9 protein-coding genes and 1 tRNA gene are annotated in these 12,446 nt (G+C 68.4%); 7 read left to right on the top strand and 3 right to left on the bottom strand.

What is annotated here, in order from left to right; translation table 11 throughout:
- Position 1 precedes the first annotated feature (1 nt).
- Complete coding sequence (locus tag ACFVVI_RS24820) at positions 2-2,233, top strand: fructose-specific PTS transporter subunit EIIC (RefSeq protein WP_387447090.1); 2,232 nt, start codon at positions 2-4, stop codon at positions 2,231-2,233.
- Between the two features lie 26 nt (positions 2,234-2,259).
- On the top strand, positions 2,260-2,517 hold the full coding sequence (locus tag ACFVVI_RS24815; protein WP_101466146.1) for an HPr family phosphocarrier protein: 258 nt from the start codon (positions 2,260-2,262) through the stop codon (positions 2,515-2,517).
- A 55-nt stretch (positions 2,518-2,572) separates the two neighbouring features.
- Here ACFVVI_RS24815 and ACFVVI_RS24810 read toward each other — a convergent pair.
- Positions 2,573-2,646 (bottom strand) — tRNA-Met (locus tag ACFVVI_RS24810).
- A 356-nt stretch (positions 2,647-3,002) separates the two neighbouring features.
- Here ACFVVI_RS24810 and ACFVVI_RS24805 point away from each other — a divergent pair.
- Positions 3,003-3,545, top strand: coding sequence for a transglycosylase family protein (locus ACFVVI_RS24805; RefSeq protein WP_387447089.1), 543 nt, complete (start codon positions 3,003-3,005; stop codon positions 3,543-3,545).
- 73 nt (positions 3,546-3,618) lie between these two features.
- Here the strand turns inward: ACFVVI_RS24805 and ACFVVI_RS24800 are convergent, their stop codons facing one another.
- Positions 3,619-6,600 (bottom strand): UPF0182 family protein, encoded by a 2,982-nt coding sequence (locus ACFVVI_RS24800; protein ID WP_378652411.1) that lies wholly within the window; start codon positions 6,598-6,600, stop codon positions 3,619-3,621.
- Positions 6,601-6,756: 156 nt separating this feature from the next.
- On the opposite strand from ACFVVI_RS24800, the gene ACFVVI_RS24795 reads away from it, so the two are divergent.
- Positions 6,757-7,335, top strand: a complete 579-nt coding sequence (locus ACFVVI_RS24795) for a PPA1309 family protein (RefSeq protein ID WP_378991343.1) — start codon at positions 6,757-6,759, stop codon at positions 7,333-7,335.
- Here the strand turns inward: ACFVVI_RS24795 and ACFVVI_RS24790 are convergent, their stop codons facing one another.
- Positions 7,336-8,361: a PDZ domain-containing protein gene (locus ACFVVI_RS24790; protein WP_387447088.1), complete on the bottom strand. Its 1,026-nt coding sequence runs from the start codon at positions 8,359-8,361 to the stop codon at positions 7,336-7,338.
- A 127-nt stretch (positions 8,362-8,488) separates the two neighbouring features.
- Between ACFVVI_RS24790 and ACFVVI_RS24785 the strand changes: the two genes are divergently transcribed.
- From ACFVVI_RS24785 to ACFVVI_RS24775, 3 genes are all read left to right on the top strand, one after another.
- Positions 8,489-9,946: a zinc-dependent metalloprotease gene (locus ACFVVI_RS24785; protein WP_387447087.1), complete on the top strand. Its 1,458-nt coding sequence runs from the start codon at positions 8,489-8,491 to the stop codon at positions 9,944-9,946.
- A 208-nt stretch (positions 9,947-10,154) separates the two neighbouring features.
- Positions 10,155-11,030 (top strand): TOMM precursor leader peptide-binding protein, encoded by an 876-nt coding sequence (locus ACFVVI_RS24780; protein WP_387447086.1) that lies wholly within the window; start codon positions 10,155-10,157, stop codon positions 11,028-11,030.
- 61 nt (positions 11,031-11,091) lie between these two features.
- A complete protein-coding gene (locus tag ACFVVI_RS24775) occupies positions 11,092-12,441 on the top strand; it encodes an ABC1 kinase family protein (protein ID WP_378991626.1) in 1,350 nt (449 codons plus the stop codon).
- Positions 12,442-12,446: the final 5 nt, after the last annotated feature.

Raw genomic sequence — 12,446 nt, 5'->3', positions numbered from 1 at the left:
GATGGCCGATTCGATCATCACCCCAGACCTGATCGCGCTCGACGCCGATCTCGGCGCCGACAAGAGCACCGTGATCACCGCGCTCGCGGACAAGCTCGCCATCACGGGCCGCGCGACCGACGTCGCCGCGGTGGCCGAAGCCGCCCTCGCCAGGGAGTCGCAATCGGCCACCGGGCTACCCGGCGGCATCGCGATCCCGCACTGCCGATCGGCCGCCGTCACCACCGCCTCGCTGGTTTTCGCCCGACTCGCACCCGCCGTCGATTTCGGCGCTCCCGACGGGCCCGCCGATCTGGTCTTCCTGATCGCCGCTCCGGAAGGCGCGGGCGCGGAGCACATGAAATTGTTGTCGTCGTTGGCTCGCGCACTGGTCCGGCCTGCCTTCGTCGCCGACCTACGCGCCGCCGCGACACCGGCAGACGTGGTCGCCTTGGTCGACGGCGTCATCAATCCCCCACCGGCCGCGACCACACCTTCCCCCGGTGGCACAGCGGCGACGGGATCGGTTGGTGCGGCCGGGTCCGGTTCGCCCGCCGACGGCGGAACGGGGACCTCCTCCGCTGCGGGCGAGAGGGACGCGACTCCCGTCTCCGAGTCATCGGCCGCCGGAGTCGGCGCGGCGGCAGCCGGTACCGCCGCAGTGGGCGTGGCTGGTTCCGGCGCGACAACCGATGGCGCGACGACGGCCCCCACCGGACACCCGGGCGACAACCCAGCGTCAACTGGAGGCGATGCACCGGCCGTCGGCACGGCGAAGTCCGGTGCGCCGAAGAGGATCGTCGCGGTCACCGCCTGCCCGACCGGCATCGCCCACACCTACATGGCCGCTGACGCCCTGGTCGCCGCGGGCGAACGCGCCGGCGTCGACGTGGCGGTGGAAACCCAGGGCTCGAGCGGGGGCGACACGCTCGACCCGGCCAGGATCGCCGACGCCGACGCCGTCATCTTCGCCACTGATGTCGGGGTGAAGGACCGAAGCCGGTTCGCGGGCAAGCCGGTGGTCGAGTCCGGCGTCAAACGCGCCATCAACGAGCCCGACACGATGATCGCGGAGGCCGTCGCGGCGAGTACCACCGCGAGTGCCGCCACCGTCGGCGGTACCGCGCCCGCGCCCTCGCAGGCGGCGGCCAAGGGCATCGGCTGGGGCACCCGCCTGCGCCAGATCCTGCTCACCGGCGTCAGTTACATGATCCCGTTCGTCGCCGCGGGTGGTCTGCTGATCGCCCTGAGCTTCCTGCTCGGCGGCTACGAGATCTCCGACAGCGCGAAGACGATCGTGCTCGACAACTCGATCACCGACCTGCCCGACGGCGGTCTGGCCACCTATGTCGGCGCCGTGCTCTTCCAGATCGGCTCGCTCGCCTTCAGCTTCCTGGTCCCGGCGCTGGCCGGGTACATCGCCTTCGCGATCGCCGACCGTCCCGGCCTGGCGCCGGGTTTCACCGCGGGCGCGATCGCGGTCTTCGTCGGCGCGGGATTCCTCGGCGGTCTGGTCGGCGGTCTGGTGGCCGGATTCGCGGCGCTGTGGGTGAGCAAGCTGGCGGTGCCCACGTGGGCGCGCGGGCTCATGCCGGTGGTGGTCATCCCGCTGCTGGCGTCGGCGATCGTCGGCATCTTGATGTTCGTCCTGCTCGGCAAGCCCCTGGCCGCCGTGACCAACGGGCTCACCGACTGGCTCAACGGCCTGACCGGTACCTCCGCCATCGCGCTCGGCGTCATCCTGGGCGTGATGATGTGCTTCGACCTGGGTGGTCCGGTCAACAAGGCCGCCTACTCGTTCGCCGCCGCCGGACTCTCGGTCACCGATACCGCGACCCTGCGGATCATGGCCGCGGTGATGGCCGCGGGCATGGTGCCGCCGCTGGCGATGGCCTTGTCGACCGTGCTGCGCCCGCACCTCTACACCGAGGCCGAACGCGAGAACGGCAAGGCGGCCTGGCTGCTCGGCGCCTCGTTCATCTCCGAGGGCGCGATCCCGTTCGCCGCCGCCGACCCGCTGCGGGTGCTGCCGTCGATGATGGTCGGCGGCGCGGTGACCGGCGGACTGATCATGGCCACCGACGTCACCTCGAGCGCACCGCACGGCGGCATCTTCGTGTTCTTCGCGATCGGGCACCTCGGCTGGTTCCTGGTGTCGCTGGTCGCCGGCACGCTCGTCGCCGCGGCCTGCGTCACCCTCGCCAAGGAACTCACCGGTAAGCAGTCCGTCGCCCCCGTTCTCACCACCGCGTAATCCATTCGCACACAAGGAGATATCCCATGGCAAGCACCACCGTCACCGTCGGCTCCTCGGTCGGCCTGCACGCCCGCCCCGCGGCCCTCATCGCCGAAGCGGTCGGCGCGGCAGGCGTTCCCGTCACCATCGCGGTCACGGGCGGCGACCCGGTAGACGCGGGCTCCGCGCTGATGATCATGACCCTCGGCGCGGGCCAGGGCGCCGAGGTGGTGATCACCAGCGACGATCAGCCGACTCTGGACAAGATCGCCGAGCTCGTCGCCAGCGACCTCGACGCCTGAACCGACCCAGAGAACGGAAAAGGCCCGGAACCAGCGGTTCCGGGCCTTTTCTTTGTAGCGGGGACAGGATTTGAACCTGCGACCTCTGGGTTATGAGCCCAGCGAGCTACCGAGCTGCTCCACCCCGCGTCGGTGTGAACACAACATTACACACAGGTTCACGCAGGCGCCAAATCGCGAGGTCAACACAGGTTTTATCACCAAAAAGCCCAATCATCGACGGGCAACACCGCATATCGAACCCCGCGACTGTGGCAGCCATCACACGTTCCGGCAATCGCCCGCGGCGAGGCCGAGTTTCAGTGAGTGGCGTCACTATCACCTCGTGATCCCGAACACATAACGACCCAATAACAGACTGACCGGAATCTAGGTATTCCCACTGGTTATGCACCGTAAACATCGAAAAGACGACTATTCCATTCATAGAATCCGCCCGTTATCAAGATGTGATCGGCGTCGATTCTTTGGTTAGCGTCTCCCCCATGACTGAGACCCGGAAATTCAGCACCCGCGCCCTTGGCGTCGCCGCCATCGCCGGCGCCCTTGTTGCCGTTCCGTTCGGCCTCGCCACCGGCACCGCCTCCGCCGCCGCCTACAACTGGGACGGCGTCGCCCAGTGCGAGAGCGGTGGCAACTGGGGCATCAACACCGGCAACGGTTACTACGGCGGCCTGCAGTTCTCGCAGAGCACCTGGGCGGCCAACGGCGGCCAGGGTTCGGCGCACAACGCCAGCAAGGAAGAGCAGATCCGCGTCGCGGAGAACGTGCTCGCCAGCCAGGGCGTCGGCGCCTGGCCGCACTGCGGCCAGTTCCTCCAGTCGGGCGCATCCGAGCCCGAGGTGGTCGAGGAGCCCGCCGTCGAACTGCCGGTCGAACTGCCCGCCGAGGCCAAGACCGACGTCCAGGCTGCCGTCGACCAGGCCAAGGCCACGGGCAAGGCGCTGGCCGACCAGTACGGTGTCGCGGGTCAGTACCAGGCCCTGCTCGACGCCAACGCTCCGCTGATCGCCTCGATCGGCGGCTGATCCACCGTTCCCCCTGCACAAGAAAGGCCCCGTCGACCAGACGGGGCCTTTCTTGCTGCTACGCGGCGGTCGGCTACCGGCCGCCTGCGTCCTGATACGCCTTCACCGCGGCGTCCAGCTCTTCCAGCGCCTTACCGAAATCGGTGAAGTTGCCCGTCCGCATCGCCGTGCGCACCGCCTCGATCTTGCGGCTCAGCTCGGCGGCCGCGGCCTCCTGCGTCGATCCAGCGGGCGGCGTAGTCCCCGGCTGCGGCGTGGTGCCGTTACCGGGCGGAGTGACCGTGCCCTGGTCGACCGGCGGGATCGCCCCCGGTTTCGGCTTCACCGACGGATCGCCACCGAACGGCGTCGCCAGCGAACCCGCACCCGGCATCACCTGGTTCAGCGCCTCGGCCAGCGTCGGCGCGTAGCCCACCTTCACGCTGCCCGCCGCGTCGCGATAGCTCACCAGCACGCGAAGCAGCTGCGGGAAGGTCGACGAACCGGTGTTGCGCTCGTTGTAGAACGGCTCCACGTAGAGGATGCCGCCGTCGGCCACCGGCAGCGTGAGCAAGTTGCCGTAGCGGATCTTGTTCGAGTTCGACAGCAGGGTTTTCTCTCGGGAGACCGCGTCGGCGGTGGTCATCGAGTTCTGTGTCTGCTGCGGGCCCTGCGTCTGCGTTTCCACCGGCAGCTGCAACACGGTGAACTTGCCGTACCCGTCGGGGTCCGACCGCACCGAGATGTAGGCCGAGAGGAACTGCCGGTTGTAGCCGACCATCGCCGAGGTCAGGTTGAACACCGGCTTGTTGGTCTTCGGGTCACCCAGCAACACGTAATACGGGGGCTGGTTGAACGTGCCGCCCTCGATGGTCGGATCACTGGGCACCGACCAGAACGCGTTGTTGGTGAAGAACTCACGCGGGTTGTCCACGTGGTACTTCGTGAGCATGTCGCGCTGGACCTTGAACAGGTCCTCCGGGTAGCGGAAGTGCGCGCGCAGCTCGGGCGAGATCTCGCTCTGCGGCTTCACCGCATCGGGGAACACGCCGCGCCAGGCCTTGAGCACCGGGTCGGTGGTGTCGGTCTCGTACAGGGTGACGGTGCCGTCGTACGCGTCGACGGTGGCCTTCACCGAGTTGCGGATGTAGCTGACCTCCTTGCGCGGGATGACCCGCCCGGTCTTCTTGTCGATGCTGTCCTCGACCGCGCCGTCGAGCGACGTCGGCTGGGCGTAGGGGTACTTGTCCAGCGTGGTGTAGGCGTCGACGATCCAGACCACGCGCTCGCCGACGACCGCGGGGTAGGCGTTGCCGTCGGTGGTCAACCACGGCGCGACCTTCTGCACCCGGTCGCGCGGACCGCGGTTGAACAGGATCTTGGAGTCCTCGCTGATCGCCGACGAGAACAAGATGTTGCGCTCGGCGTACTTGGCCGCGAAGGCCAACCGGTTGAACCAGTTCCCGATCGGCACGCCACCGCTGCCGTCATAGGTGAACTGCGCCTGATCGGAGTCGTACTCCCGCGGCGCCTGGCCCTCCGCGGTGCCGACGATGGCGTAGTCGGGATCGGTCTGGGCGATCAGCTCGCCGTAGTAGATCCGCGGCTGCTCGACCTTGATCTGCTGGTCTTCGACCTTGGTGAACAGGTCGCTCACCATGAACAGCGGATAGCCCGAATCACTGCCGCCCGTGGCACTCTGGGCCTCGGACTGCGGCTTGTTGACCCGGTTGGCGGGCGCGGCGACGAAGCCGTTGCCGTGGGTGTAGACGGTGTGCTGGTTGATCCAGTCCTTCTGGTTGCCCGACAGCGCGGCCGGGTGCAGCTCGCGCGCGGCCACGATGTAGTCCTGGACGTCGCCGTTGAGGCTGTAGCGGTCGATGTCGAGCGACTCGGGGAAGCCGTAGAAGTTCTTGCGCTGCTGGAGCTGGGTGAAGGTCGGCGAGAGGATATTCGGGTCGAGCAGTCGGGCGTTGCCGATGGTGGCCGCGTCGGCAGGCACCTCGAGCGGGCTCTTCCTGCTCTCACCCTGGTAGTTCTGATACTCGACCTTGTCGTCGGTGATCCCGTACGCCTCGCGAGTCGCCTGGATATTGCGCTCGATATACGGACTTTCCTTCTCCGCGGCGTTGGGGCGCACCGAGAACTGCTCGACCACCATCGGCCACACCGCACCGACCAGGATCGACGACAGCACCAGCAGCGCGGCCGCCATCGCGGGAACCCGCAGATCGCGCAGCACGATCCCGGCGAAGAACGCCATCGCGCAGATCACCGCGATCGACAGCAGGATCAGCTTGGCGGGCAGCACCGCGTTGATATCGGTGAACGACGGACCGCCGAACGTCGGCTCCTTACGCGTACTCGACAACAGGTCGTACCGGTCGAACCAGTACGCCACCGCCTTGAGCAGCACGAAGATTCCCGCGATCACCGCGAGCTGCACGCGCGCGGCCCTGGTGAGGGTGCCTTCACGCCCGGCCAGCCGCAGGCCGCCGAACACATAGTGGGTCACCAGGTTCGCGAAGAACGCGATCACCACGGCGACGAACAGCCAGTTCAGCACCATCCGGTAGAACGGCAGATCGAAGGTGTAGAAGCCGATGTCGAGATGGAACTGCGGGTCCTGCTGACCGAACTCGCCACCGTGCAGGAACAGCTGCACCGTCGCCCAGTTCGACTGCGCGACCAGACCCGACAGTACGCCGAGCAGCACCGGGATACCGACGCCGAACAGCCGCAGCTTGCTCATCACGGTCGTGCGGTAGCGCGCGATCGGATCGTTGGGCCCCGCGACCGGCACGAAGACCGGACGTGACCGATAGGCCAGCAGCAGCGCCGCCCAGACCACCAGGCCGACGAGCAACGCGACGACCACGAACAGCATCAGCCTCGTGCGCAACACGCCGAGATACACACTGCGATAACCGACCTCACCGAACCACAACCAATTGGTATAGGCATCGGTGAAGCGGGGCCCGAGCAGCAGCAGCGCCGCGAGGACGACTGCTGTCACCAGCAGCACACGGCTGCGTCGGGACAACGAAGGTAAGCCGGTGGGGGGCCGCATGCCCACGGTGCCACTCTCCATGCTCCGGCGGTTCCACACCGTGATCGGCGCAGTCACCGCAGTCCGAATATTGCGGGTGATCCGTTGCCGGACCGTTTGCGCCCACTCTACGGAAATCGGACACCGTGCAAGCGTCTGGGCCGAAAATGATTGGATGTGCGGGTGACCGAAGACGAGCACGCCGAAGTTCTCCTCGCCCGCTGTGTGCGCGAGGTCGTCGAGTTCGCCGACGCCGAGGGCTGGGGAAACCCGCCGCAGATGTTCGCGTTGGTGCCGACCGCCGATCTGGCCGCGGCCGAACCGGACCTGCAAGACCAGCTCGACGACGGCAGCGAGCTGACCCCCGTGGCCCAGGAAGCCTTCCCCGACGACATCACCGGCGGGTCGATGGCGCTGGACGAGTTCCTGGCCACCACCACCTGGCCGCCCGCGGTCGAAGGCTGCGTGCTGGTGCAGGAGATCGTGGTGCTGCCGCCCGACGCCGAGAGCGATCTCGACGACGCGCTGGTTCCGCTACTCGCCGATGACGAGGCCGCCGACGCGGCCGGGCGCGCCGCCGCGCACGCGCACCCAGGTCGGCGCGACGCCCGGCTCATCGCGGGTGTGCTGCGCCAGGGCGCCACCCTGTGCCTGCTGCAGATCCGTCCCGAGGACGACGACGGCTTCGGCGACCTCGACCTGCGCACCTACCCCAACCTGGCACCGGGCCTGGTCGAGGCCCTGCATCACACGCTGGAGTGACTACTTGCAGCCGATCGGCTCGCGACCCGCGTTGATCTCGGCCAGTCCGGCGATCGCGCTGTCGAGGGTGTCGACCTTCACCAAGCGCAGGCCCTCCGGAGCACGCTGACCGGCCTCGTTGCAGTTGTCGGCGGGGACCAGGAAGGTTTCCGCGCCTGCCTCGCGCGCCGCGATCATCTTGTACTGGATGCCACCGATCGGACCGACCTTGCCGTCCTGGTCGATGGTGCCGGTGCCCGCGACGAACTTGCCGCCGTTGAGTTCGCCCGGCGAGAGCTTGTCGATCAGCGAGAGGCTGAACATCAGGCCGGCCGACGGTCCGCCGATATCGGCGAGGTTGAACTCGACCTGCAACGGCGGACGTCCGCCTTCACCCGGGGTGATGCCGAGGTAGCCCTTCGCCTCGTCGCCGGGACGAGCCGCCAGGGTGATCGGACTGGTCAGCTCGAGATCGCCGCGACGGTGGACGACGGTGATGGTGGCGCCGGGCGCCTTGGTGCCGACGATGTCGATCACGTCCTTGGGCGCGGTGATCAGGGCGCCGTCGATGCTGATCAGCTCGTCACCGACCTCGAGCACGCCGTTGGCCGGGCCTTGCTCGCCGAGTCCGCGGACCAGCACGACCGTCGGCATCTTCAGGTAGTGCAGCGCGGCGACCTCGGCATCGCTCTCGGAATCCTTGAAGTCCTGCTGGTTGGACTTGTCGACCTCCTCGCGTGACACGCCGGGCGGGTACACCTCGGCGCGTGGGACAAGGCCGTGCTCACCGCTGGCCCAGAACCCGAACGCCTCGAACAGGTTCAGCCCGTCGCGCACCGACACGGTCGTCATGTTCAGGTGCCCGCTCGTGGGATCCAGTGGCGCGCCGGTGACATCGACCACCTGCTTGCCCTCGACCTGGCCGAGGGTGTCGAAGGTGGGGCCGGGGCCCAGCGCGACGAACGGCACGGTGACCACGCTGCCTGCCACACCGAGCACGAGGACAGGGACGAGGGCGACGATCAGGGTGAGGATCCGACGATTCACTCGGACCACAGTAGTGATCAACGCCCGTGACCGACGGCAGTGGCACGCTTTACGGCGTGGGCGTCGTCGCGCGATTTCGCGATGCGCGAACACCGTGGGCCCGGGGGTCCCGCGTAACGTAAGAGGTATGAGCGATCTCCCCTTCGGCTTCTCGACCGGCGACGACGACGATTCCGGCAAGCGTCGCGACGAGGGCAACGGACCCGGCGGAAACGATCCGTTCGGGTTCGGAGCGGGCGGCGCCGGCGGTGCGGGCGGCTTCGATCCGTCGCAGCTGGGCCAGATGCTGAGCCAGCTCGGGCAGATGATCAGCGGCATGGGCCAGGGCATGGGTCCCGGCGGCGCGCAGTCCGGCCCGGTCAACTACGACGTCGCCAAGCGACTGGCCCGCCAGCAGCTCGGCTCCACCATCGCCCCGATCGCGTCGGGGACCACGACCGCGGTGACCGACGCGGCGCACCTGGCCGAACTGTGGCTCGACGGCGCCACGGTGCTGCCCGCGGGCGCCACCAAGACGGTCGCGTGGACCCCGAACGACTGGATCGAGGAGACGCTGCCCACCTGGAAGCGCCTGTGCGATCCGGTGGCCGAGCAGATCTCGGGCATGTGGACGGCGCAGTTACCCGAGGAGGCCAAGCAGTTCGCCGGGCCGATGGTCGGCATGCTCGGCCAGATGGGCGGGCTGGCGTTCGGCTCCCAGCTCGGTCAGGCGCTCGGCCAGCTGGCCAAGGAGGTGCTGACCTCCACCGATATCGGTCTGCCGCTGGGCCCGGCCGGTACCGCCGCGCTACTGCCGACCGCGATCTCGGCGTTCAGCGAGGGGCTCGAGCAGCCCGAGAGCGAGATCATGGTCTTCCTTGCTGCCCGCGAGGCCGCCCACCAGCGGCTCTTCGCGCACGTGCCGTGGCTGCGTCAGCAGGTGCTCGGCGCCGTGGAGGACTACGCGCGCGGCATCAAGATGGACTTCTCCGCGATCGAGGAAGCCGCGCAGGGCATCGACCCGATGTCGCTGAGCGACCCCTCCAAGCTGGAGGAACTGCTCTCCCAGGGCACGTTCGAACCGCAGACCACGCCGGAGCAGAAGCAGGCGCTCGAGCGTCTGGAGACCCTGCTGGCGCTGATCGAGGGCTGGGTCGATGTCGTGGTCAGCGACGCGGTGGGTGAGCGTCTGCCGGGCGCGAACGCGCTGTCGGAGACACTGCGTCGCCGCCGGGCGACGGGCGGACCCGCCGAGCAGACATTCGCCACGCTCGTCGGCTTGGAGTTGCGGCCGCGCAAGGTGCGTGAGGCCTCGGCGCTGTGGCGGCGGCTCACCACCGACGCGGGGATGGAGCGGCGCGACAAGGTGTGGGAACACCCCGATCTGCTGCCCGATTCCACCGATCTCGACTCGCCCGCCGGGTTCATCGACTCCATCATCGGTGGCAGCACCGGCGCTTTCGACGACCCGCTGGCCCAGCTGGCCGCGACCGAGGCGCGGGAGCGCGACGCGGCCGGTCGCGGCAAAGCCGAGGCCGAAGAGTCCGATTCCGACGAAACCCCGCGCGACGAGGGTGATTCCGACTCGGATTCCGGCAAGGCCTGATCCACCTCGCCGCCGAGGTCGGTGAGAAACTTCCGATCTCGGTGGCGCAACACGGTTCCGAGGCTAACGTTCGTCGCGAAACGCGGCGACGACTCGCGGTACAGCGGTTGTTCACACTGCGGAATCCGTCGGCCGACACGCCGAAAGCCTGTGGATAACTGCACTTTCGGCGCACCTCGCGCCGCTGTCGGATGCCGATACTTCTGGCATGACGACCACTTCCCCACTGCGCGGGCCGATGCTCAACCCGCGAGTGACCACCCTGGTTCGCCCGTCCGGCACGGTCCAGCTCGGCTGGGACCCCGAACGCGCGCTGCTGCTGGAAACCACCGATCACGACACCGGTACCGTGCTCGCCTTCCTCCGCCTGCTCGACGGCTTGCAATCGCGGCCCCAGATCATCTGGCGGGCAGGTGAATTCGGCATCAGCCCCGATCGCACCATGGGCATGCTCACCGCGATCGAGCGTGCGGGCCTGCTGCTCGAGCCCGAACCCGCGCTGGGCAAGATCCGCGGTATCACCGTGCACGGCCTCGGTCCGCTCTCGGACGCCGTAGCGATCGGATTGCGGCGCATGGGTTTTCGCCCCACCCGCTCGCGCGCGTACCGACCCGACAGTCCGCCCGGTACCGCCACGAGCGATCTGGTGGTACTCACCGACGCGTTGATGATCGACCCCGGACTGTCGGTGGATCTGGTGTTGCGACGGGTGCCGCACCTGCAGGTCCGAGTTCGCGACGGGGTCGGCGTGGTCGGCCCGCTCGTGCTGCCCGGCGAGACCAGCTGCCTGCGCTGTGCCGACCTGACCCGGGCCGGATTCGATCACGACTGGCCGCATCTGGCCGCCCAGCTACTGGGCCGCACCGGGCACGCATCCCCGGCGGGCATCGCGGCGACGACCGCGCTGGCGCTCGGCGAACTGGAGGCGATCGTCGCCTGTTCACCGCGGCGCCCACCGCGCACTCTCGACGCCACCGTGGAATTGAACCTCGACACCCACGAGATCCAGCGCCGGCCGTGGCTGCCACATCAGGAATGCGGGTGCCGGAACATGACCTCCCGCGCGCCGGAAACCGCCCGGTGACGGGCGTCGCATCAGCCGGTGTGAGCATTCTTATGGCACACACCCCGCGAGTTCGGCCATGATGGGTACCGTGTCCGAGATCGTGCGCCGCAGTTCCAGCCGCAATGCCAAGTTGGCCAAGATTCCGCTCGGCATCGCCGGACGAGCCGCTGTCGGGTTCGGCAAGAAGCTCGTCGGTGGTGACAAGAAGCAGATCAACGCGAACCTGAACCAGAAAGCAGCCGAGCAGCTGTTCACCGTGCTCGGTGAGCTCAAGGGCGGCGCGATGAAGTTCGGGCAGGCGCTGAGCGTGATGGAGGCCGCGGTCCCGGAGGAGTTCGGCGAGCACTATCGCGAGGCGCTGACCAAGCTCCAGGCCGCCGCACCGCCCATGCCCGCCGAGACGGTGCACCGCGTGCTCGACCAGCAGCTGGGCACCAAGTGGCGGGAACGCTTCGCGTCCTTCGACGACACCCCGGCCGCCTCGGCCAGCATCGGCCAGGTGCATCGCGCGGTCTGGTCCGACGGCCGCGCGGTGGCGGTGAAGGTGCAGTATCCGGGCGCCGACGACGCGCTGCGCGCCGACCTGAAGACGCTGTCGCGGATGACCGGGCTGCTCTCGTCGGTGATCCCCGGCGCCGATGTGAAGCCGCTGCTCGCCGAGATCACCGAACGCACCGAGGAAGAACTCGACTACCGCATCGAGGCCGCCAACCAGCGCCGCTTCGCCGCCGCGTTCGATGGCCACCCCACCATCGCGATCCCGAAGGTGGTGGCGGGCGCCCCGAAGGTGATCGTCACCGAATGGCTCGACGGCACCCCGGTGTCGGCGCTGATCAAGGCAGGCGCGGAGGATCCCGAGGGCACCCGGGCGCAGCGCAACCGGATCGCCGAGCTGATGGGAACCTTCCACTTCAGCTCGCCCGAACTGGTCGGCCTGCTGCACGGCGACCCGCACCCCGGCAATTTCCTGGTGCGGGCCGACGGCACCTTGGCCGTGCTCGACTTCGGCGCGTGTGCGCCGATGCCGGACGGCTTCCCGGAGATCCTGGGCCGCATGCTGGCCCTCGCTGTCGCCGACGAGCACGCGGCCCTCACCGAGTTGCTCTACGAGCACGGCTGGGTCATTCCCGGCCGGGTGGTGACCCACGAGGAGATCGAGGCGTACCTGCGCCCGTTCAGCGACCCGATTCGCACCGACACGTTCCACTTCACCCGCTCGTGGATGCAGCGGGTGGCGGGCAAGGCCTCCGAGTTCTCCAGCCCGGAGATGAAAACCGCTCGCGCCCTGCAACTTCCGGCCGAGTACCTCACTGTCTTCCGGGTGCTCGGTGGCTCGGTCGGCATCCTGGCCCAGCTCGACGCGGAACTCGGATTCATGAACCTGGTCCGCACCTGGGTGCCGGGCTTCCGCGCCGAACAGGCGTCGTAGGCGCC

This window comes from Nocardia sp. NPDC058114, assembly GCF_042884695.1.
GTDB lineage: Bacteria > Actinomycetota > Actinomycetes > Mycobacteriales > Mycobacteriaceae > Nocardia.
Note: the sequence above shows the minus strand (reverse complement) of the source record. Positions and strands in the feature narration are given on the sequence as shown.